A 22,051-nucleotide genomic window follows, 5' to 3' on the forward strand; every position below is an offset into this window, starting at 1 on the left:
CTACTCATAGCATTTGGCCTATTGGTTGGAGTTCAATATTGAAAGTTTTACAATCCCGAAAAAATTGTTCAGAGTTGAAATATTGGTACTCATCAATACGAGCATCTTGGATTTCATCAAATTCTTTTGGTTGAGCAGCAGCAGGGTGGCACATGATCAATAACCCATTTTGAGCGGATTTTAGCCATTCATAATTCAGTGCAGCATAATTTTCATTCTTGAAATCATAAATTCCAGCAAAATAAGTATTCGTTTTGAAATGATTTTTTTGATTAAGTTTTAGTGTCTTTTTAGCACCAAGATATTCTAATGTTTTGCTTTTGAATTGATATTTTTGAACAGAAATGGTGTGATCTAGATTGCGAATCCACCCGTTAAAGTTTTTTTCTTTTAATACATCGATTAAAACTTCACGAATGACAGGAAATTGGTGGATATGTTGGTGTCCATCTACAAAATTTGGCTGTGTACCAAGTGCTTCAACAAAAAGTTCCCATTGCTGAATAATGCTTGTTCTTATTTTTTCTTTATTTAAAGTTCTTGACCATGCTCTTAACATGAGTTCATTAAGTGGATAATAAAGGAAGTTGCTATGCTCAAAATAATGGGTAAAGTTAAGATGTAAACCAATTTCAATTGGATGATTTATCTCCGCTTTAAGCGCACGTAATTTATTTGCTTGTTTATGCCAAATTGGTGATTGGGTCATACATGATGTTGCTTGCAAGGCATTTTTTTTAAGAAGTACACATACGGCATGACTGATTTCATCATTCAATGCAAAATCATCAGCACAATAACAAATCATTTTCATGTGTAGCACTTCCAATTGTTTATAGTGATTGAAAATTAAACAAAATTGTATTCCACATGTTCTTAGAACATATTGGACTGCTACTATTAAAAAAATGACTTAAAATAACCTGAATCGGAACTTAAAACGTTTTAAGCAAGAGAAGCCTAATCAATTGTTATAATCTATGTTTATGAAATTTATAAAAATATTAAAATAATTATTTATCTGCAGTTTAAGCAAGTATATGCATTTATTTTGTAAGTAAATTTACCGCTTAAATTTTGATAACTATAGCGTATAAAAAAACCACCCGAAGGTGGTTTCTCTGATCTTAAAAATTAATGTGTGGCATCAAAATTATAAGATTTTTGTTTTTCAGTATCGAATTTGCCTTCCCATTTACTAATCACGAGAACAGCGAGTGCATTACCAATCACATTTAATACAGTACGAGCCATATCTAAAATACGGTCAATACCCGCAATAAATGCTAAGCCTTCTAGTGGGATACCCACGCTGCCTAAAGTTGCCAATAGAACCACGAAAGACACACCAGGAACGCCTGCGATACCCTTAGAGGTAATCATCAGGGTCAAGACCAAAACAAGCTGTTGAGTGATGGTTAAATTAATACCGTAAAGTTGTGCAATAAAGATAGCAGCAATACTTTGATAGAGTGTTGAACCATCTAAGTTAAATGAATAACCGATAGGAACAACAAAACTGGTAATTGATTTTGGCGCACCATAAGCTTCCATTTTTTCCATCATACGTGGTAAAACGGTTTCAGAGCTTGCAGTGGAGTAGGCAAGAATAAGTTCATCTTTTAAGATTTTGATAATTGTCCAGATACTGAAACCACAGAATCTAGCCACAAAACCAAGCACAATAAAGATAAAGAACAGAATTGCCCCATAAACTAAAACAGCAAGTTTAATTAACGGTAATAATGAACTAAAACCAAAGTTTGCTACAGTCGCAGCAATCAAGCCGAATACACCAAATGGTGCAAACATCATGATCATGTGAGTTACTTTGAACATTGTTTCAGAAACAGCTTTTAACACGTCAATTAACGGTTGCTTGGTTTCTTTAGACAATGAACCTAGACCAATACCGAAAATGACTGCAAAGAAAATAATCGGCAACATGTGCCCATCACCCATTGCAGCAAAAATATTCGGTGGGATAAGTGAAAGAACTGTATTCACTAAGCCATGAGCTTCATGGCTGACTTCCTGTGTCGTTTCTTTATATTGCGAAATATCAGAGGTTGTCAGTGTAGACATATCAATGCCTGCACCAGGTTGGAATACATTGGCAGCAACTAAGCCTACAATAATTGCAACTGTCGTAATAATCTCAAAATAAACAATGGTTTTTAACCCAAGTTTACCGACACTTTTACTGTCACCCGCATTGGCAATTCCTAAAATCAGCATGGAAAGCACAAGTGGAATTACAATCATTTTGATCAGATTAATGAAAATCTTACCCAATGGTTGTAAAAAGTTTGCAATGATGTCACCGCGAATTTCAGGTGCGTTGTGCAAAAAAGCACCAACAAGAATACCTAAGAAGAGCGCAATAACAATTTGCCAAGCGAGGCTAATTCTCATTTTCTTCATACTGAGCCCTTAAAATTCAGATTTTGGCGAAAAGGAAAACTCTATCAAAAAAACAGAAAAGAAATCCCGCTAAAGCATGTGGGTGCCTTAGGGTGGGAGATTCTGAGTATTCAGAGTATTTCGAAAATGGCCTATTCTGACGCTATTTGCGTCAGCAATACTAACTTTTTTATCAAAAACGCGTTCAAATGATTAAAAATAGTTCAGTTTGATTAAAAGATTCGATTTTATTGTTAATTTTAATTCATTATATAAATTAAATTTCACACAACTATTCTTATTTTTTATATGTTTGCGTTAGGCGTATATATGCCCATATCATCAAAATTCCTGTTAAGCATACGAGATAAATTAACTTAGGAATAATCACCTGAATCGGCACACCCATTTGATTTAACTGAATAAATAAATTAATCCCTTGAGTGGACGGGAAGAGGTGAGCAAAATACTGCATCCAAGTTGGCATTGCTTGCAGGGGCCAAGCTGCACCTGATAGTAAAAACAATGGAATTGAGGTGAAAACGATCAGATGTCCAGCACGTTCTGAAATATCTAGATAGCTGGCTAAAAGCATTGCCATTGCAATCACGCAACTAATAAAAATTGGAACGGAAAACAGCATGCCCCAGAAATTGCCGCCTCTCGGATAATCATTGATCCAGTAAGTGAAACCAAATAGATAATAGCAACCGAGGCAACCAATCGTGAGCGCTGCTAGATAGATTCCAAAAAACTCAGCGGTTGTGGCTCGCCATCGTCGTTCACGATACCCCGCAATCAACATGCACAGACCTAGAACAATAGTCTGGTGAATGATCAGCGGTGCAATTGCAGGAAAGATATAACTGCCATATCCTGAAAGTGTGTTAAACAACGGGATTTGATGGATCGGAAGCGCGACTTGGAAATGTGAAATTTTGCCAAACCTTTCGGCTTGCTCTGCAACAGCATTTTCAATTGCAGTGGCTAAGCCTAAACCAATTTGTTTGGTTTTAAGAAAATAAGCACTACTCAAATATAAACCAATACCACCAGCCTCACCTCGAACCACACTATTGGATAGGTTCTCTGGTAATAACAAAATACCATCGGCTTTTTGCTCTTGAACCATGCGTTTTGCTTGTTCAAAATTTCCAGTAATTTCAGTAATTTTTACATTGGGACTTTTGGCAACTTCAGTAATGATGGTATTACTTAGATAGCTTTGTTCTTCATCTACAATAATAATTGGCAAACTTTCAGCCGTTTGCGCTTTATAGGCTGTAGGATAAAAAATGCTATAAAAAAATACTGAAAGCACCATGGTGGTCAAAATAGACGAGTTTTTCCCAATATTTTTAAAAGTGTCTATATAGTATCGAGCGAGCGCTTTAAAGAATTTAATCATGTTTTACTCCTTTTAAATTTTTATTGAGGAGTAAACTTGATAATGCAAAATAGAAAATACAATATGCGGCAAGAATAGCTAGAGGAATCATCGAAATAAAACTAGGACTGCCAACAACCCATTGCTCAGTTTGTAATTTCGCATATGGTGTATAGGGAATAATATTGGCCCAAAATTTGGTAAAAATTGGTGCATTATTTAAGGGAAGCGTTACGCCTGCAAAACTCAGCGAGGAGCCACCATAGACTGCAATAAATCCAAAAGTTTTAGATAAATTTTTAGTTGCGAGAACAACGGTACTACTGATCAGTGCATAGGCTGAATAAAGTAAGAACTGTCCAAGTAAAATCATCCATAGACTGCCAGCAATGAACCAACCTCGGATCACCACCAGCCAAAACAGCCATACCCAAGTCCAAAAACAGAAAATTAACACATAGACCATATTTTTTGCCAAAAGTGCATTCAATACAGATTTGTCTTGGACCCATTGATTTAAAGTGCCATATTTCAATTCTTGACCCACTGCAAAAGCCACACAACAACACAGCAATAAGTGCAAAATTGCTGGAATCATAAAGGGTTCTAAGTAGAACTCATAACTGAGATTGGGATTGAACAGGGGAGAAATTTTTATATTTGCGGTGGAAAGTTCAGCATAAGGAATTTTATTTTCAAAATATGAATTTTTGGCAAAATCAGCAATGGCTTCAACTGTAGAGAGAAGCATTGCTGAAGAAATTCCATTACCAATACTAAAATAGGACTGATTAAAAGCAATACTGATCTGTGCATCTTGTGCTTGAACCATGCGTTGTTCAGCACCTGCTGGAATATGCACATATCCCCAAATCTTGGTCTGATTGAGCAGATGCTCAACTTCATTGGGATTGTCTGATACTGTGTAGATTGAAAGGGTATGATTATGACTCAGATACTTTTCTATATTGCGACTCAGTTCACTTTGATCTTGATCAATAATTGCAATCGGTAAATGTTCAGCTTTTCCTGCATAAAACATACTACTGAATAAAATAATCACAAAGAGCGGGGCAAGTGTGACTAAGCATAAATCCCATTTATGCTTGAGCAAATATTGAAGCTCTCTTAACATGCCCGCCCACATGTTTATTGGCTCTCTTTTAATTTAAAGATCACACTCATGCCTACTTTTAATTCAGGCACGGCTTCAGCGGGTGTAAGCTTGACTTTAAAACTACGAATATCATATCCACCTGTCTGACGGGTGGTTTTAATAGTCGCAAACTCACCTTCTGCATCTATATTTTTGATGTTAAATGACACTGTTTTATTGAGTGCGGGTATAAAACCATCTAAGCTTTTTGCTTGATAAACTTGGGTGTATTGATCTTCACGGACATTTAAACTGACCCAATTTTCTTCATCTTGAATAATACTCACAACAGGGACACCAATAGCCACCAGTTCTGAGGGTTTACCATAAGTTTTAGATACAGTGCCGTTTACAGGAGAATATAGTTTGGTTTCTGCCTCTAAAGCATTGGCTTCCGCAACAGCGGCTTTTGCAATTTCGACTTGTGCATCAGCCCCAGATTTTTGTTCAGCGGTACTGCCACGTTTTGCACGTGCATATTGCTGGTAAGCGGCTTCACTCATTTGAGTGGCTGATTGCGCAGCGGCATGCATTTCATCACGGCGTTGACGCGAAATTACCCCTTGTGCAAAGAGGTTAGCACCACGTTGATAGGTCATTTTTGCAAGATTTTCTTGTGCTTTTACACTTTGCCAATTGGCATATAAGGTATCAATATTTTCTTGTTGAGAACCTCTGTCTGCAGTCGATTGTAAGGCTAAGGCGGATTGTAAACTTGCCAGTGCTTGTTGTTTTTTGGCAGCAATTTCTGGACTACTTAGGGTAACTAACAGTTGTCCTTTTTCAATTTTTTGACCATCGCTGACAAAAATGCCTTCTATCCGACTTGGAATTTTAGTGCTGACATGTAATGTTTCAGCTTCAACACGTCCTTGAACATCGACTGTTTTAGGTTGATAACTTTTCCATAGACCAAACGCAATCAATCCCAATAATAGAATTAAAATTATTGCGCCAATGACCAAAATTGTTTTCTTTTTAGAAGGTTTTTGATCAGCGTTGATGTTTGTCGCAGCGCTTTGTTCCTGTGCTGAATCTCTGATTGGTGTCTCTTTTTCAGATTCAATTTGATTGGCTGTAGGTTGTTGCGCTACAGCTGCATCAGATAAAGCAGTCGGATCTGTATTGTTTTGTCTATTCATTTCTGGATGAACTAAATTTTCATTTGATGAAATATCTGAGTTTGCATCAGCTTGCGAAGTTGAAGATGAATCATTTTGTCCATTGTGATGGTCATGCTGTTTTGTCATTTTATGCTCCATCTTAACGAATATAATCTGTATTAGTTTGATTGACGTAGTCTTTAAATTGTTCAATAGAACCATGGCTTTGTAGCAAAGTTGCTAGAGAGAGTACGTATTTATAGGCATTGAGTGCTTTTTCTGTTTTGAGTAGGCTGAGTTGATTCTGTGCATCGATGACTTGAGTGGCGGTGCCCATATCTTCTTTAAATGATAATTGTTGGATTCTTAAATTCTCTAACACTGCTTGTTCATTTTGTTGCAGTAATTGATTGGACTGCTGTGCTGTGGCGAGTTCACTATAGGATTTGTAGATAATATTCTCAATCTCTTGTTGGGTGCGCGCTGTCATAAGCTCTGTTGCATATCTTTGTAATTCAGCGGCTTGGACATTTTTATTTTTATCAATCCCTGAAAATAGGTTGTAGCGAGCAGCAACACCCACAATCCAGTTTTGGTTTTGATCTAAACTATATTCCCCAAACGCAAAAAGGGTTGGTTTTTTTGCGGCGCTCTGTATTTTGACATTCTGATTGGCAAGCTGCGTATCCATTTGCATTTTTCGAACTAGGCTTGAAGTTTCAGGATAAGAAGCAAGGAGTTGGTTGAGTGATTGGCTTTGCTGACGATTGACAAATAAGGGTGTCGTCAGTTGATCAATTTTGGATTTATGCAATAAATTTTGAAGTTGGAACTGACTGGCTTGTAAATTTGCCGAAGCATTTTGTTCTGAACGCTGGGCATTATTGCGCGCAACTTCAAATTGCATGCGCTGTCCTTTGCTAATAAATCCCTGTTTTTCAAGTTTGAGTGAATTGTCATAGTGTTGTTGCATTGCACTCAAATTGAATTGACTGGCATTGAACAGCTGTTGTTGTAATTGCACATTAAAATACGCCTGAATCACTTCAAAACGTTGTGTATCTTGCTGTTGTTTAGCATCGAGTTGACTACGTTCAACTTTTAAATTGGCAATCTGCTTTGTTGTCGAGGTAATCCCGCCAGTATAAATTGGCATCATCACAGAAACTGTAGGGCGAACAACTTCATCTTCAAGGACAACATTGGCTGTATCTGGAATTAAGCCAATACCACTATGAATTCCTTGGTTTAGTCCTTGTTTTAAAGGATCTGTGATATTCGATGGAATGTTCTGTTCAGATTGCCATTGATCAACCCGATCATTCACCCCTTGTGAAAGCGTCTGTTCCAGATTATTTTTGACCCCATTTAGCGGAATATCTGTTTCAGTATGAAACTTATAGGCACGTACATTTAAATCGATGCGAGGTAGACCAATATTTTTGACAGCCTCTGCTTGAAGTTTAGATGCTTGATTGAGTGCTTGATTGGCTTGGGTGGTATAAGAATTTTCAAGTAAATATTGTTCTGCTTGTACATAGCTTAGATTTTCAGCAAAGGTGACAGATACAAAGGCCGTATTTAAGGCTGCAAAACTGCTTACTTGTATCAATTTTGATAATGCTTTAAGTGAATAGCAAGTTTTAAATTTCATCTGAAAAATCATCAGCATTTGTTTAAATTTGAGACTATTCTAACCTTGAATGACTAGAATAAATAATCTAAATGTATACTTTAATATGTGTGGTTTTTGTAGTTTCGATAATCAGTATAAACCCGATTAAATTATAATCAAAACTATGATAATTCAATCAATAAATTGAATCTCAAAATATATCTAGGGAGAATAAAAATGGCAAGAATTACCGTTGAGTCCGTGGTCACAGCACCAATTGAATTGGTTTGGGATATTTATAATAATCCTGAGGATATACAGCAATGGAATACCGCTTCAGCGGATTGGCACACGGTCAATTCTAAAAACGATTTACGTGTGGGTGGTCAATTTTCAAATCGTATGGAAGCCAAAGATGGCAGTATGGGCTTTGATTTTGCGGGTACATATACTGAAATTATTCCGCATAAAAAAATTGCCTATTCTTTTGGCGAGCGAAATGCTGAAGTTCACTTTGCACAGAAAAATGATGCTGTTGTGGTGAGAATTAGTTTTGATCCTGAAACGATCTATCCGATTGAACAACAGCAAGCAGGTTGGCAAGCAATTTTAGATAATTTTGCACGCTATGTAGAAAATAAAGTTTAGTTCTGCACAAACGTACAATACAAAACATTTCCACAGATTTACTTTGAGTTTCTGAAATTCGTTTAGATCAAAGTTGAGTGTTGTTGTGGAAATCTTTCTTTATACCTTGAGTGTGATGTATAGCCCCGGTCCTGTAAATTTCATTGGATTGAATTCAGGACTGCTTGGGCAGCTTAAACAATCCATCGGTTTTTTCATTGGGGTGGGTTGTGCAATGTTATTTCTATTTCTGACCTTGGGCTATGTTGGTGAGGCTGTTATTCCTCACCACTGGCTACACTATATTTCTTTGGTTGGGGCGGTGTATACCTTTTATATGGCTGTTAAAATGTTGACAGCCTATTTAGAAAGTACTGACAAAGCCGAACATCAACTGAGCTTCTTAAATGGTTTCTTAATTCAATTATTTAACCCTAAAGGGATTCTGGTTATTTTACCCGTCACGACAATTATGTATCCTGCTGCTAAAATTACAGGCGTGATGATTTTCGTTGTATCTTTGATCATTTCAATGGGTGCTGCTGGAGCGCCATTTGTATATGCTTTGGCGGGCAGGTTTTTAGGAGATAAAATTTCTGATCCTAAATGGTTTAATTATTTAAATAAAATTATGGCAATCATACTGATTGTTACAGGGCTTGGAATGCTACGCGATTTTATTATAGGAATGCATTTGCTGTGATGAAACACCAGTTTGAAATGAATCTTTATGTATTTTACGCCTAAGGCAAGTGATTGATCTTTTTCCAATGCGCAGGGCTGAGCCCAAACGCTTGTTTAAAATGTCGGGTCATATGGCTTTGATCATAAAATCCAGCATCTGTTGCCGCCGCAACCAAAGAAGCCCCTTTGATTAAATTGATTTTAACTTTTTCCAGCCTGCGCATGGTTAAATAACGATGTGGGCTGGTTCCAAACAATAAACGAAAGTCGCGTGACAAACTCCAGCGGTCGCGTCCAATACTTTTTTCTAAATCATCCAAGCTGATATTTCGTTCAGATACAGCATGAATAAATTCTCGAGCTTGTTCTGCTGCACGATAATCAAAACTCAACCGTTGTGATAATGGTTGAACAGAAATCTCATTTAAAGCCATGGCCAGATCATACAGCGCATCTTCTTCTTCCAAGACTTCCATATGATTTTCGATGCTTTGTAGAAAAGTATTGGTGGCTTTAAATAATCGAGGATCTGTGCTGATCCCGTGTTGGATAAAGGGGAGAGGTTTACCCTTTAAAATAGGTTGAATTTTTGCAGGTTCTATATACACCATACGATAGCGGAAACCGTCTTGAGTACCTGATTCACCATCATGTTTTTCATCAGGATGCAGCACCATGGTCATACCTTGCTGGCTATGTTGCATGACACCTTGATAATGAAAACTTTGAACGCCTGAAAGTGTGCGACCAATGGCATAGGTATCATGCCGATGTGGTTCATAGGCATGATCATTAAAAAATGCTTCGATACGTTCAAATCGATCTATTTCCGATGCTGTGCGAATCCAATCCTGATGATTTGATGTTGGCATTGAACATCACCAATGAATAAAGTTTAAGCTGGATAAATTATAACTGAGTTCAGCTGATAAATTGAGTTTTCTATTGGTATATGGTTATGCGCAACGAATGTTCTAGTCTTGTGCAGTCAGCTAGAAAAGCAGGTCGATAACAAGTCATTGTTTTAGCGTTGTGTTTAAAAATATCAATGAGTAGTCTAGCGACAATATTTTGCTTCTCTCAATATCGATAGTTAATTGAATTATCAACTCTAAATCTCTAAACATATTGAAATATTGACTGACAAAGCTACTGCATGAAAGGTCGATTTGTGGTTAAATGCGCCTATTTCATTCGTTTCACTTTAAAAAAGGGAAAAATCATGCGCGCGTACAATTTCTGTGCTGGTCCTGCTGCATTACCTACTGCCGTTTTAGAAAAAGCTCAGGCTGAGTTATTGGATTGGCATGGTAAAGGCTTATCCATCATGGAAATGAGCCATCGTAGCAAAGACTATGTGGCTGTCGCTGAAAAAGCAGAAGCAGATTTACGTAAATTGATGAACATTCCAGAGAACTATAAAGTATTGTTCTTACAAGGTGGTGCATCACTTCAGTTTTCTGCAATTCCACTCAATTTATTGGGTAAAAATTCTAAAGCTGATTATATTCATACTGGGATTTGGTCAGAAAAAGCCACTCAAGAAGCGCAACGTTATGGCGATATCAATATCGTTGAAGCGGCAACAAGCATCAATGGAAAGCTTGCAATTTCTGAGCAAAGTACATGGAACTTGTCAGACGATGCGGCTTATGTCCATTATGCTGAAAATGAAACAATTGGCGGTATTCAATTTGCCAATATTCCAGAAACAGATAAACCTTTAGTTTCTGATTTTTCATCAAGTATTTTATCTGCACCATTAGACGTATCTAAGTTTGGTTTGATCTATGCTGGAGCACAAAAGAATATTGGTCCAGCAGGTTTAACCCTTGTGATCGTGCGTGATGATTTATTGGATCAAGCAAAACCTGAAATTCCAAGCTTGTTAAAATATGGTTCACAAGCAAAGAATGATTCTATGGTGAATACGCCAGCAACTTATGCTTGGTATTTGTCTGGTTTGGTTTTTGAATGGTTACTTGAGCAGGGCGGTGTAGACGCAATGTATAAAACCAACCTTGAAAAATCTAAATTGCTATATGGTTATATTGATTCTAGTGATTTTTATAATAACCCGATCGCACTTCCAAACCGTTCAATCATGAATGTACCGTTTACTTTAGTAGATGAAGCACTGGATAAATTATTCTTGAAAGAAGCTGAAGAAAATCATTTGCTCAATCTTGCTGGTCATCGTTCAGTGGGTGGTATGCGAGCAAGTATTTATAACGCTGTACCTTTGGAAGGCGTACAAGCACTTGTCAACTTTATGGATGACTTTGCTCAACGTAACGGCTAATCTCACTTCAAAACATTTAAATGATTTGTTGTAGTTGAACAGGACCTTAATTTTTCCTTGATTGAATAAACAGGGGAGGGGAAATTAGGGTCTGTAGACATTTCATAAATGGCTTGCGTTGTAGGTTAAAATTGAGCAGGCAAGGCATGAAAAGAAGAGAATAGCGAGACTATTTTCGAGTTTCATAACGAAGGCTGAGATAATTTTAGCCACAACCCTTCGGGACTAGCGTGTTTTTTGCCGCTACTTTGTTACGAACTACTTATTTAGAATGACTAAATTTCGTATTTCGTGCCTAGTATCGCCTAAAAAACACACGTAGTCGCAAACGTAGACGAATTGTCAACAGACCCTAAAGTCTTAGACATAAAAAAATCCCTCCAGAGTGAGGGATTTTTTTATGTGAGATAAATGTCGTAAAACATTAAGTCGTCGGGAATATGCCTAATATATGGATCATCATTGCAGCTAAAAACATACCTAGAACAAAAAAGCAGCAGGCTCCTTTATCCAAGCGTAAGTGAAAACCACTAACTTGATTGATTAGACTAGTCGATTGTTCAGGTATAATTTTCATTACTGAGCCTAGATTTTTAAATTATTGTTTAAATCCTATTGGTTCGTCGTATTTTTAACATAATTGACTGGTTAAATAAAGTGCTAAATTACATTATTAATATGTTGCGGCTTTTATTATCTCCCGATCAATAAAAATATTATGAATTTATAATCATGATTTTGTGGATACATTGTGGATAACTTGTCTATTTTTTAGTCTTTATATCGAAAATAATCCGATTTAGGTATAAAAACGAAGTCTATTTTTTAACAAGATCATGATATTTATTGGTTTAATTTTTATGCTTAAGCTGCTGTTTTTAAATTTATTTTTGAATTCGTTTTCTTGAGATTTTTCAAATCGGGGAATGTATTTATTATTTAAATAAACAGGCGATATTCTTCAACTTAAATAATTTTAAAAAGGGCTGATTATTTAATTTTGAATTTAAACTGTGGATAACTGGTAATTTTGAATTCAAAAAGATAAAAAGTGAGAGCATCTATTTAGATATAATAGAAATGTTACAAAACATGTAATAAAAAAGCATGATGGGTTTTCCATCATGCTGATCATGTGTTTTTTGAATCAAGCAGCAGAATAAATGTTTGCTTGAATCCAGATATTACCGCGAATATATTGTCCAATTTCAAAATTTTTGAAAGCAGGATTCTTGGTTGCGATACGGACTAAGATTGCAGGTTGGTTCTCTTCAAGAATTAAAGTCACATCATAAAGGGTATAGTCTTGTTGCATAAACTGCATTTGAGTTTTACCGACCACTTTACCTTGAAACCAAGCTTCATCCTCTTGCCCTAGCGTTTCTCCATAGAGGTATGCCACCATTTTAGAAAAATCGACAGTAACAGGTGCTTTATCATCTTCTGACTTCGCTTCCCATGCATCAATTTGCTCTTGAAGGTTTTCAGGTGCAATACCATTATTTTGTGACAGGATATCGTTTAATGCACGATGGTGTTTGATTGAAGCAGGATCATCAACAATGATTTGTTCATGGTCAGAAACTTTTTCAAGTTCATAGGCCCATGCATTCAGTTGAACTTTATATTGCTGATCTTGCAAATATTGGTGGCCGTTTACACTGTACAAGCTGTCAAATGCATAAACTACGCTATTTGTTCCTACTTTTAAGCTAAGTACTGCTTGAGTATTGGTTTTACAGGTAATAATACGGTCAATAGAAGCATTTAATTGATAGGGACTTTCAAAACTTGGGAAAGCCGTTTTTACAGCTTTAGGTTTGTTATTCTCAACATCAATCACTTGACAGAGCTGTACAGAAGAACCGCTTGGACCTTGGATTAACCAAGTTGATACATCCATATCGCATTCTTTTGAACAAAGCCCCATGGGCATCACTGGTGCATCCAAAGCCAAACCTAACCATTTGGGCACTTCGGACGTTGGATTTTCAGTCAATAGACTCCAATGTTCGACATGGCTACCAAAATTCTGATCTTCTATGATAATTGTTTCAGGTCTGTTTTGATTGTTCATTTTCACGATTTTAAATGCCTCTCTTATGCTATTAAATCGAGGATGATTGCTAGATTTCAAGTCCTGAAATGTAAAATCATAAGAAAAACCAGAATATTAAACTCAATTACCATAAACCACGCCCGAAATTGTACTTTTAATCACCAAAAGCGAGATGCAAAGTTTGATTGAATCTGAAAGTCGTTAAAGATTTGCGCAATAAATAAAAGAATATGCATAGGACAGCGAAGCGGCATTTTGCTAAAATGTTGAAAAATCTTTATCAGAGATGTTGTGTGCTGCCATTTAAACTTTGGGTCGATGCAGATGCTTTACCTAAAATTCTTCGTGAAGTGATCTTACGTGCATCAGACCGTTATCAATTAGAAGTTACTTTTGTTGCAAATCAGCCTGTGGGCATTACGCCGTCTGTACGGATCAACTCAATTCAAGCAATGTCAGGTGCAGATCAAGCTGACCAAGAAATTGTTGATCGGATGGGTGAGCATGATATCGTGATTACTCAGGATATCCCTTTAGCGGCAGAGGTCATTGAAAAGGGTGGTGTGGCAATTCACCCACGTGGAGAGGTATACACTTCAGCCAATGTCAAAGCTCGCCTACATTTGCGTGATTTTATGGATACTTTGCGTGGTGCAGGTGTACAAACAGGTGGACCACCACCGATTTCTGAGCGTGATAAACGTGAATTTTCGAGTAGCTTAGACCAAACCATTCTCAAGCAGAAACGTAAGACTTCGATATAAGTTTAACTCATGCTTCGAATAATCATCTGCGACTGATTTTTTCGACCTTTTGAATGACTCGATCTTGCTTTTCAATAGATCTTCACATTGTGTGATTAAGATTTAATTGAATTTGCAAAGATCAATGTAGAAATTCATTTTTAAACCCAGCACATTTTAATTCACATCCAGCAGTCATTTAGGAATCTATATGCCCTCCAAATCCAACCTGATGACGACTTATATTTTATTGGTCTTCATTTGGGCAAGTACGCCTTTGGCAATTGTATGGAGTGTGGCAGATTTACATATGATGTGGGCTTTGGTTTTGCGGTTTTTTATCGCTTTGCCGATTGCTTTAATTCTATTGCTGATTTTAAAAGTTAAATTACCGTTCAATAAAATTGCTTTACATAGTTATTTAGCCGGCTCATTTAGTCTGATTGGTTCGCAAATTTTTACCTATGCTGCGACCAGTTATTTAAGTTCAGGTATTATTGCTTTGATGTTTGGATTAGCTCCAATTATGGCAGGGCTTATTGGTCGTTTTGTTTTTGGTCAAAGATTATTGGGGATTCAATGGCTTGGGATGCTGGTTGCTGTTATTGGCCTCGCCATTATTTGTACCAGTAGTGGGGCAAGTCAACATGTGCATCCTGTTGGAATCTTGTTGATGTTGATGAGTGTATTTACCTATGCTTTTTCGATCTTTTGGGTAAAAAAAGTAAATGCAGATGTTGTTCCGATGGCGCAAGCAACAGGTTCAATCTTGGTTTCTACGCTGGCTGCAATGTGTATTATTCCTTTTATTTGGCAGTATGCACCTACGCATATTCCCGAAACCAAATCATTATTGGCGTTGATTTATACCGTATTGATGGCTTCATTACTGGCGATGTTTTGTTATTTTAAGTTGGTGCAAAATATTAAAGCCACGACTTTATCATTGACGACTGTGATGACCCCGATGATTGCCATGTTTTTAGGTGCGATGCTCAATAATGAAAAACCGACAATGAGTGTGTTTATTGGTGCGGCGGTTTTGATCTTTGGACTAATTTTATACTTCTATAAAGATTTTAAAGCACGTCAATTGCTGGCTAAAAAGATTGAAAATTAGCATCGAATTTTTCTTTTGTTTTTAGATTTTATCCTGAGTGATTAACCTTAAACTAAGTTTGGATTCATGCTTTTTAAATAAGATGTGTTTTTAATTTTTATACTAAGTTAATCATGCTACTTACAAAATGATGAAAGCCAATATGAGTTATTTTAAATAAAGCACTTTGTATAAAATAGTATATTTACTTCACCATTTTAGATAAAAGCAATCATGATAATAATTGAAGATATTGAGATAAAAGAATAAAGATAAATGGCATAGGATAAAAATAATAACCAAAATGAGTTGAAGAGAAATGACGAAGCAGATCCGCTTTAACGCCTTTGAAATGAATTGTATTGCCCATCAATCTCCTGGTTTATGGCGTCATCCTTCAGATCGTTCGACAGAATATAAAGATATTGAGTATTGGACTGACCTTGCTAAAATCTTGGAAAAGGGCGTGTTTGATGGCATTTTTATTGCGGATGTACTCGGGATATATGATGTTTACCACCACAGTGCAGAACATGCATTAACAGGTGCAGTACAAGTCCCGGTCAATGATCCTTTGCAAATTGTTCCAGCGATGGCTGCGGTGACCAAGCATTTAGGTTTCGGTGTAACTACATCAATATCTTTTGAACATCCTTATCCTTTTGCACGAAGAATCAGTACATTAGATCATCTTACCAAAGGTCGGGTGGGATGGAATATTGTCACCTCTTATCTGGAAAGTGGTTCTAAGAACTTGGGGCTAACTACGCAATTAAATCATGATGATCGCTACGATATTGCCGATGAGTATTTAGAAGTGCTGTATAAGCTGTGGGAAGGGTCTTGGGAAAGTGATGCTGTTTTAAGAGATAAGCAGTCTGGAATCTTTGCTGATCATACAAAAGTTCATCCCATTTTACATGAGGGGAAATACTTTAAAGTCCCTGGTATTCATATTTGTGAACCTTCACCACAACGCACGCCTGTGCTATACCAAGCAGGTGCGTCAGCTCGGGGACAAAAATTTGCAAGTCAAAATGCCGAATGTATTTTTATTGCGCCACCGTCAAAAATAGCCGCTAAGAAAATTGTTCAAAGTATTCGTGAAAAATTAAAACAGGAAGGGCGAGATCCTTATGCTGTTAAAATTTATAGCTTATTGTCAATTGTAACGGATGAAACGGATCAAAAGGCACAGGCGAAATTTAAAGAATATCAGTCTTATGGGAGTTATGATGGTGCTTTAACTTTGGTGTCTGGTTGGTCTGGTGTGGATTTTTCACAGTATCAACCACATGATAAAGTTGAGTATATTGAAACCAATGCAATCCAATCAATGCTAGATGCTTATGTCAATGCAGATCCTAAGCGTATTTGGACCATAGAAGAAATTGCCCATTGGAATAGTGTGGGGGGAAATGGCCCTGTATTGGTTGGTTCAGCACAGACGGTCGCTGATGAGTTACAACAATGGGTAGAATATACCGATGTCGATGGTTTTAATTTAGCTTATATTCTTGCTCATCAAACTTTTATTGATATTGTAGATTTTATTGTACCTGAGTTACAACGCCGTGGTGTTTATCAAACAGAATATCGTCAGGGGACTTTACGAGAGAAACTATTTCAACAAAGTGCTTATTTGCCAGAGAATCATCGAGGTGCACAATATCGCAAAGACAATAAGAATAGCTTAGCGCAAGCAAGTTAGTCTAAGCCCAATTTTAAATAAGCATCTAAAATAATTGTTTATTGCATATTGATTGTGCCCATCCTTTAGAAATTAGTCCACATTATGTGGGCTTTTTTTATGATTTTAATAGTTATGAATTTTAATGATAAATTTATGATTTTGTTTTGAATAATAAATGCATTTATTCATATAAATAGTATAAAAAAATAGTGCTAGTTTAAATCCATGCTTATTTAAAAGAGTAACAACAATGACTGATTTAAACCAAAAAAACTTTTCTTCTCAGACAGCGGTTCCTTTGCAATTTTTTGAATTGAATCATGATGCACATGTTATTCAATCAGATGCGGAAGCTATTCAAGTGGCGAAAAATTTGGCTAAAGAATTTGCCAAAGAGGCATCACAACGTGATTATGAACGTCGTTTGCCGCTTGAAGAGATACAGCTCTATTCACAAAGTGGTTTATGGGGAATTAATATTCCTCAGGCATTTGGTGGGGCTGAAGTGAAATATCGTACTTTAGCCGAAGTGGTGAAGACGATTTCTAGTGTAGACCCTTCACTTGGACAAATTGCTCAAAATCATTGGGCTTTTATTGAGCATCTCCGTTTAGATGCCAGTCCTGAACAGCAACAATTTTTCTTTGCTGAAATTTTAAAAGGTCGACGTTTAGGCAATGCGTTTTCAGAAAAAGGCAGCAAGACCGTTGCTGACTTAGAAACCAAAATACATAAAACATCCCAAGGTTATGAAGTTAATGGTCAAAAATTCTTTGCTACAGGGGCTTTATTGGCACATTGGGTACCTGTCGTAGCAGTTAATGAAGATGGGCTGCCTGTGGTTGCCTTAACGCCACGAACCAGTACAGGTCTGGAAATTGTCAATGATTGGTCTGGATTTGGACAAAGAACTACAGCGAGTGGAACTGTGTTACTAAAACAAGTTCAAGTCGATGAAAAATATATTGTGCCGATTCACAAAGCCTTTGAAAGACCTACAGCAGCAGGTGCGATTTCTCAATTTATTCAAGCCGCAGTAGATGCGGGTATTGCTCGTGGTGCAATTGATGAAACGATTCAATATGTACGCTTACATTCACGCCCTTGGATTGACTCAGGTTTAGAAAAAGCCAGTGATGATCCGTATACCATTGCAAGTATAGGGGAGTTAAAAATCAAATTACGTGCAGCCGAGGCTGTTTTAGACTTGGCTGGTGATGCAATTGATCAAGCAATTGCTGATCCATCTGAAGAGAATGCCAATCAGGCGGCATTACTGGTTGCAGAAGCCAAGGTATTAACAACTGAAATTGCCATTCTGGCTTCAAATAGATTATTTGAATTATCAGGTACTCGTTCAACATTGTCTGAATTAAATTTAGATCGCCATTGGCGTAATGCCCGTACTCATACTTTGCATGATCCTGTACGTTGGAAATTTAATTTAGTCGGTAATTATTATCTCAATAACATTCACTTACCACGCCATGCGTGGAGTTAAGAATAACAATAACCAACAGATGGAGAGAAAAAATGGGTAACTTAGATATTCAAAACCGTTTTATTGAAGATTTATCAATCTCAGCAGACTATGAAAAGGTTGCATCAAAATATCGTGCAATTTTTGAAAAAATTGCACAGGGTGTCGTTGAACGTGAGCAACAGCGTATATTGCCGTATGAGCAAATCGACTGGTTAAAACATGCGGGTTTTGGTGCATTACGTGTACCAGTCAAGTTTGGTGGAGATGGGGTGTCTTTACCTCAGTTATTTCAATTGCTCACTGAACTAGCTCAGACCGATTCAAATATTGTACAAGCATTGCGAGGGCATTTCGCTTTTGTTGAAGATCGATTAAATGCACATAAGTTTAAGAGTCAAGAATTATGGTTTAAACGCTTTGTCCAAGGTGATTTGGTGGGGAATGCATGGACTGAAATCGGCCATGTAAAAATTGGTGATGTGATTACCCGAGTGACTCAAAATAATAATCAATTGCTGGTCAATGGGAAGAAGTACTATTCGACAGGCACAATCTTTGCGGATTGGGTTGATTTATTTGCCTACGATGAACGTACGGATCAGCATGTTATTGCTGCGATTTCTCGACATGCTTCTGGGGTTGAAGTACAGGATGATTGGGATGGTTTCGGTCAAAAAACTACGGGGAGTGGCACTTTAACGTTAAGCAATGTTGCAGTCGAAGCAGACCATATTTTGCCTTTTGAGCAACGTTTTAAATATCAGACTGCGTTCTACCAAGTGATTCATTTGGCGACCTTATCAGGGATTGCACAGTCAGCAGTTGCAACATTTATTCATGAAGTACAAAAGCGTGATCGTATTTTTAGTCATGGCAATGCAGATTTAGTACGTAATGATCCACAGATTTTACAGGTGATTGGTAAAGCTTCCGCACAAGCCTATGCAAGTGAAAGCATTACCACGCAAACAGCAGAAGCTTTACAGCGTGCATATATCAGTCACTTTAGTGAATCCGAAGTAAAAAATATTCAAGCAAATAATGATGCTGAATTAGAGGCAGCGCAAGGGCAGGTGGTTATTTCTGATTTAGTCTTGGAGTTAACCAGTAAGTTATTTAATGCGCTTGGCGCATCTGCAAGTACCACCACAAAACAACTTGATCGCTTCTGGCGCAATGCGCGGGTCGTATCTTCACATAATCCAGTCGTATATAAGGAAAAAGTGATTGGTGATTGGGAGGTCAATCGTGAACCATTGCCATTTGTTTGGCAAATTGGAACAAGTCCAAAAGTTGGCGCTGCCTAAAATTTAAATTTTAATCACATTTAGTCCAAAGCTTGCTTATGCAAGCTTTTGATTTTTATAAAGACCATAAAGAACAATAATTATTGTACTCATGAGTATACAAAATGGCAGATTTGGTACTATGAGGAGAAAAAAAAGTTAAGTAGATTAGGGTCTGTTGACACTTCTTCTATGTTTGCGACAACGAGTGTTTTTTAGACGATATGAGGCGCGAAATACGAAATTTAGTCATTCTAAATGAGTAGTTTGTAACGACATAGCGGCAAAAAACACACTAGTCCCGTAGGGTTGTGGCTAAAATTATCTCAGTCTGCGTTATGAAACTCAAAAATAGTCTCGCTATTCTTTTCGTTTCATGCCTTATCTGCTCAATTTTAGCCTACAACGCAAGCCATTTATGAAATATCAACAGACCCTAGTACAGCAAAAAACAAATACAACGAGGAAATCATGTCGCTTAAAGGAAAAACACTTTTTATTACCGGTGCAAGCCGAGGAATAGGGCGAGAGATTGCACTAAAAGCTGCACAAGATGGTGCGAACATTGTGATTGCTGCAAAATCTACACAAGAGCATCCTAAATTAGGAGGCTCGATTTTTACTGTTGCTCAAGAAGTTGAGGCGGTAGGTGGTCAAGCTTTAGCACTTCAACTGGATGTACGTGATCAAGATGCGGTTGTGCTTGCCATGAAACAAGCAGCTGCGCATTTCGGTGGAATTGATATTTTAATTAACAATGCTGGTGCGATTAAACTGTCTGGTGTGGAGACGCTTGACCCAAACCGTTTCGATTTAATGTATCAGATTAATACACGTGCTGTGATGGTATGTAGTCAAGCTGCGTTAGCGTACTTAAAAAACAGTGACAATCCACATATTTTAAATCTTTCACCGCCGTTAAACTTGGATGAAAAATGGTTTGCCAGCTATGCACCTTATACCATTACTAAATATGGCATGAGTATGCTGACTTTAGGAATGAATCAAGAGTTTGCCAGTTATGGCGTAAGTGTAAACTCACTATGGCCGAGAACGATTATTGCCACAGCTGCAATTGAGTTTTCTTTAGGCGGTAAGCAATTATTTAGCAGAGCTCGTAAACCGAACATTATGGCAGACGCCGCTTATCGTATTTTAAACAGTGAGAAACGTGCTTTAACAGGACGGTTGTTGATTGATGAAGAAATCCTACGAGAGTCGGGTATTACAGATTTTTCTGAATATCGCTATGCTGATTCAGAGGATGAGTTGATGGTTGATTTGTTTGTTAAAGAATAATTGCTGAGCGGATCGCGCCAATAATCCGTACCGATTTTAAAATCCTGGTTTGATTGTTTAAAATCGGTACATTAAAACATTGGAAATTTTTATAAAAAAGCAGAAGATATAATATTGAATCTAAAAAATGAGTGAGATGTAATTTCGTGTATGAGTTAGATTGTAAGTTGCTCAGTATTTTTTACTATATCTACAAGTTTAAAAGTGTTTCTGTTGCCGCAGATCATTTAGCGATGAGCCAACCTACAGTAAGCAATATTCTGAACAAAATTCGTGTTCATTATAACGATCCGTTATTTTTACGGATTGGTAATGAAATGGTGCCTACAGAATTATCTAAACAACTTTATCCTTTGATCAGTGAAGCACTGAGTAAAGTTGAAATTATTAATAATTTTAGTGTGGATTTTGATGAAACAGCATCTCAGCAACAATTTACAGTTGCGATGACGGATGTTTCTCACTTAGTTTTATTGCCAAAAATTTCTCAATATCTCAAAGCACATGCACCACATGTCAAATTAAATGTTCGCGCTATCACTTCTGAAACCAGTTATCAGATGGCAAATGGCGAAATTGATTTGGCGATTGGTTTTTTACCGCAATTAGAAAATGGTTTCTATCAACAAAAATTATTCGAACAATTTTATGTGGTGATTGCATCTAAAGATCATCCACGATTAACTCAACAAAGCATGACCGTTGAGCAGTATTTGAGTGAATCACACATCGATATTGATGCGGGTGTGGGGCATTATCACATCGCCAATGAGCTGTTAAATTTGGATTTAAAACGTAATGTATTGATGCGTATTCCGAGTTATCTTGGTGTTGGCTTAGTGGTGCAAGATACTGACTCGATTGCAACAGTTCCTTATTATTTGAGCGAAGTCTTGTTGTCACGAGGAAACTTACAAATTTTTCCAGCACCAATTTCGTTTCCGACTTATTCGATTAAGCAGTATTGGCATATGTCATGTCACCATAAAACCAGCCATCAGTGGTTAAGACATATGTGTTATGAGATTTTTAGTCAGGTGAACTCAATGCCTTTACCCAGTCAGTTGTTAAGCCATGGCGATCAGCCTGAAGTTTAAGGGTTTCTATAATCG

At 37.2% G+C, this 22,051-nt stretch carries 18 protein-coding genes; 10 read left to right on the top strand and 8 right to left on the bottom strand.

Annotation, left to right across the window (positions count from 1 at the left end):
• Window positions 1-4 precede the first annotated feature (4 nt).
• From PYV58_RS07870 to PYV58_RS07895, 6 genes are all read right to left on the bottom strand, one after another.
• Window positions 5-814 carry a ChbG/HpnK family deacetylase gene (locus tag PYV58_RS07870; RefSeq protein WP_034613644.1) on the bottom strand — a complete coding sequence of 270 codons (810 nt, stop codon included), beginning with the start codon at window positions 812-814 and terminating at the stop codon, window positions 5-7.
• A gap of 320 nt (window positions 815-1,134) precedes the next feature.
• Complete coding sequence (gene gltP / locus PYV58_RS07875) at window positions 1,135-2,424, bottom strand: glutamate/aspartate:proton symporter GltP (protein ID WP_034613642.1); 1,290 nt, start codon at window positions 2,422-2,424, stop codon at window positions 1,135-1,137.
• Between the two features lie 277 nt (window positions 2,425-2,701).
• Window positions 2,702-3,811 carry an ABC transporter permease gene (locus PYV58_RS07880; RefSeq protein WP_034613639.1) on the bottom strand — a complete coding sequence of 370 codons (1,110 nt, stop codon included), beginning with the start codon at window positions 3,809-3,811 and terminating at the stop codon, window positions 2,702-2,704.
• A complete protein-coding gene (locus tag PYV58_RS07885) occupies window positions 3,804-4,937 on the bottom strand; it encodes an ABC transporter permease (RefSeq protein WP_034613636.1) in 1,134 nt (377 codons plus the stop codon). Before PYV58_RS07885 ends, PYV58_RS07880 begins: the two co-directional genes overlap by 8 nt.
• A gap of 2 nt (window positions 4,938-4,939) precedes the next feature.
• Window positions 4,940-6,196 carry an efflux RND transporter periplasmic adaptor subunit gene (locus PYV58_RS07890; protein ID WP_034613634.1) on the bottom strand — a complete coding sequence of 419 codons (1,257 nt, stop codon included), beginning with the start codon at window positions 6,194-6,196 and terminating at the stop codon, window positions 4,940-4,942.
• A gap of 13 nt (window positions 6,197-6,209) precedes the next feature.
• Window positions 6,210-7,703, bottom strand: a complete 1,494-nt coding sequence (locus PYV58_RS07895) for a TolC family protein (protein WP_034613744.1) — start codon at window positions 7,701-7,703, stop codon at window positions 6,210-6,212.
• Window positions 7,704-7,901: 198 nt separating this feature from the next.
• On the opposite strand from PYV58_RS07895, the gene PYV58_RS07900 reads away from it, so the two are divergent.
• Both PYV58_RS07900 and PYV58_RS07905 read left to right on the top strand, forming a co-directional pair.
• Entirely contained in the window at window positions 7,902-8,312 is a 411-nt protein-coding gene (locus PYV58_RS07900; protein WP_034613630.1) for an SRPBCC domain-containing protein, read from the top strand.
• 85 nt (window positions 8,313-8,397) lie between these two features.
• Window positions 8,398-8,994: a LysE family transporter gene (locus PYV58_RS07905; RefSeq protein ID WP_034613739.1), complete on the top strand. Its 597-nt coding sequence runs from the start codon at window positions 8,398-8,400 to the stop codon at window positions 8,992-8,994.
• Between the two features lie 40 nt (window positions 8,995-9,034).
• Here PYV58_RS07905 and PYV58_RS07910 read toward each other — a convergent pair whose 3' ends face one another.
• The gene (locus tag PYV58_RS07910; RefSeq protein ID WP_034613625.1) at window positions 9,035-9,847 is read right to left on the bottom strand and encodes an AraC family transcriptional regulator; all 813 of its coding nucleotides are present in this window, start codon (window positions 9,845-9,847) and stop codon (window positions 9,035-9,037) included.
• A 350-nt stretch (window positions 9,848-10,197) separates the two neighbouring features.
• On the opposite strand from PYV58_RS07910, the gene serC reads away from it, so the two are divergent.
• Window positions 10,198-11,277, top strand: coding sequence for a 3-phosphoserine/phosphohydroxythreonine transaminase (gene serC, locus PYV58_RS07915; RefSeq protein ID WP_004822607.1), 1,080 nt, complete (start codon window positions 10,198-10,200; stop codon window positions 11,275-11,277).
• A gap of 1,147 nt (window positions 11,278-12,424) precedes the next feature.
• On the opposite strand, the gene PYV58_RS07920 is transcribed toward serC, so the two are convergent.
• Window positions 12,425-13,354, bottom strand: coding sequence for a hypothetical protein (locus PYV58_RS07920; protein WP_034618229.1), 930 nt, complete (start codon window positions 13,352-13,354; stop codon window positions 12,425-12,427).
• A gap of 245 nt (window positions 13,355-13,599) precedes the next feature.
• On the opposite strand from PYV58_RS07920, the gene PYV58_RS07925 reads away from it, so the two are divergent.
• From PYV58_RS07925 to PYV58_RS07955, 7 genes are all read left to right on the top strand, one after another.
• Window positions 13,600-14,100 carry a YaiI/YqxD family protein gene (locus PYV58_RS07925; protein WP_171077817.1) on the top strand — a complete coding sequence of 167 codons (501 nt, stop codon included), beginning with the start codon at window positions 13,600-13,602 and terminating at the stop codon, window positions 14,098-14,100.
• Between the two features lie 190 nt (window positions 14,101-14,290).
• On the top strand, window positions 14,291-15,199 hold the full coding sequence (locus PYV58_RS07930; protein ID WP_004822597.1) for an EamA family transporter: 909 nt from the start codon (window positions 14,291-14,293) through the stop codon (window positions 15,197-15,199).
• A 298-nt stretch (window positions 15,200-15,497) separates the two neighbouring features.
• Window positions 15,498-16,889: an LLM class flavin-dependent oxidoreductase gene (locus PYV58_RS07935; RefSeq protein ID WP_034618227.1), complete on the top strand. Its 1,392-nt coding sequence runs from the start codon at window positions 15,498-15,500 to the stop codon at window positions 16,887-16,889.
• Between the two features lie 232 nt (window positions 16,890-17,121).
• Window positions 17,122-18,372 (top strand): SfnB family sulfur acquisition oxidoreductase, encoded by a 1,251-nt coding sequence (locus PYV58_RS07940; protein WP_034618226.1) that lies wholly within the window; start codon window positions 17,122-17,124, stop codon window positions 18,370-18,372.
• Window positions 18,373-18,404: 32 nt separating this feature from the next.
• Window positions 18,405-19,661, top strand: coding sequence for an acyl-CoA dehydrogenase family protein (locus tag PYV58_RS07945; RefSeq protein WP_034618224.1), 1,257 nt, complete (start codon window positions 18,405-18,407; stop codon window positions 19,659-19,661).
• Window positions 19,662-20,111: 450 nt separating this feature from the next.
• On the top strand, window positions 20,112-20,939 hold the full coding sequence (locus tag PYV58_RS07950) for an NAD(P)-dependent oxidoreductase (RefSeq protein ID WP_034618102.1): 828 nt from the start codon (window positions 20,112-20,114) through the stop codon (window positions 20,937-20,939).
• Window positions 20,940-21,085: 146 nt separating this feature from the next.
• The gene (locus tag PYV58_RS07955) at window positions 21,086-22,036 is read left to right on the top strand and encodes a LysR family transcriptional regulator (RefSeq protein WP_004822592.1); all 951 of its coding nucleotides are present in this window, start codon (window positions 21,086-21,088) and stop codon (window positions 22,034-22,036) included.
• The last annotated feature ends 15 nt before the right edge of the window (window positions 22,037-22,051 follow it).

Source organism: Acinetobacter sp. TAC-1 (genome assembly GCF_029025845.1).
GTDB classification, from domain to species: domain Bacteria; phylum Pseudomonadota; class Gammaproteobacteria; order Pseudomonadales; family Moraxellaceae; genus Acinetobacter; species Acinetobacter guillouiae.

Excerpts from the sequence above, each read along its gene's own strand:
- PYV58_RS07895 (WP_034613744.1), bottom strand. The coding sequence starts at position 7,703 with ATGAAATTTAAAACTTGCTATTCACTTAAAGCATTATCAAAATTGATA.
- PYV58_RS07930 (WP_004822597.1), top strand. The coding sequence starts at position 14,291 with ATGCCCTCCAAATCCAACCTGATGACGACTTATATTTTATTGGTCTTC.
- PYV58_RS07920 (WP_034618229.1), bottom strand. The coding sequence starts at position 13,354 with ATGAACAATCAAAACAGACCTGAAACAATTATCATAGAAGATCAGAAT.
- PYV58_RS07880 (WP_034613639.1), bottom strand. The coding sequence starts at position 3,811 with ATGATTAAATTCTTTAAAGCGCTCGCTCGATACTATATAGACACTTTT.
- serC (WP_004822607.1), top strand. The coding sequence starts at position 10,198 with ATGCGCGCGTACAATTTCTGTGCTGGTCCTGCTGCATTACCTACTGCC.
- PYV58_RS07945 (WP_034618224.1), top strand. The coding sequence starts at position 18,405 with ATGGGTAACTTAGATATTCAAAACCGTTTTATTGAAGATTTATCAATC.
- PYV58_RS07925 (WP_171077817.1), top strand. The coding sequence starts at position 13,600 with ATGTTGAAAAATCTTTATCAGAGATGTTGTGTGCTGCCATTTAAACTT.
- PYV58_RS07900 (WP_034613630.1), top strand. The coding sequence starts at position 7,902 with ATGGCAAGAATTACCGTTGAGTCCGTGGTCACAGCACCAATTGAATTG.
- PYV58_RS07950 (WP_034618102.1), top strand. The coding sequence starts at position 20,112 with ATGTCGCTTAAAGGAAAAACACTTTTTATTACCGGTGCAAGCCGAGGA.
- PYV58_RS07910 (WP_034613625.1), bottom strand. The coding sequence starts at position 9,847 with ATGCCAACATCAAATCATCAGGATTGGATTCGCACAGCATCGGAAATA.
- PYV58_RS07890 (WP_034613634.1), bottom strand. The coding sequence starts at position 6,196 with ATGACAAAACAGCATGACCATCACAATGGACAAAATGATTCATCTTCA.
- PYV58_RS07940 (WP_034618226.1), top strand. The coding sequence starts at position 17,122 with ATGACTGATTTAAACCAAAAAAACTTTTCTTCTCAGACAGCGGTTCCT.
- PYV58_RS07870 (WP_034613644.1), bottom strand. The coding sequence starts at position 814 with ATGAAAATGATTTGTTATTGTGCTGATGATTTTGCATTGAATGATGAA.
- PYV58_RS07885 (WP_034613636.1), bottom strand. The coding sequence starts at position 4,937 with ATGTGGGCGGGCATGTTAAGAGAGCTTCAATATTTGCTCAAGCATAAA.
- PYV58_RS07935 (WP_034618227.1), top strand. The coding sequence starts at position 15,498 with ATGACGAAGCAGATCCGCTTTAACGCCTTTGAAATGAATTGTATTGCC.
- gltP (WP_034613642.1), bottom strand. The coding sequence starts at position 2,424 with ATGAAGAAAATGAGAATTAGCCTCGCTTGGCAAATTGTTATTGCGCTC.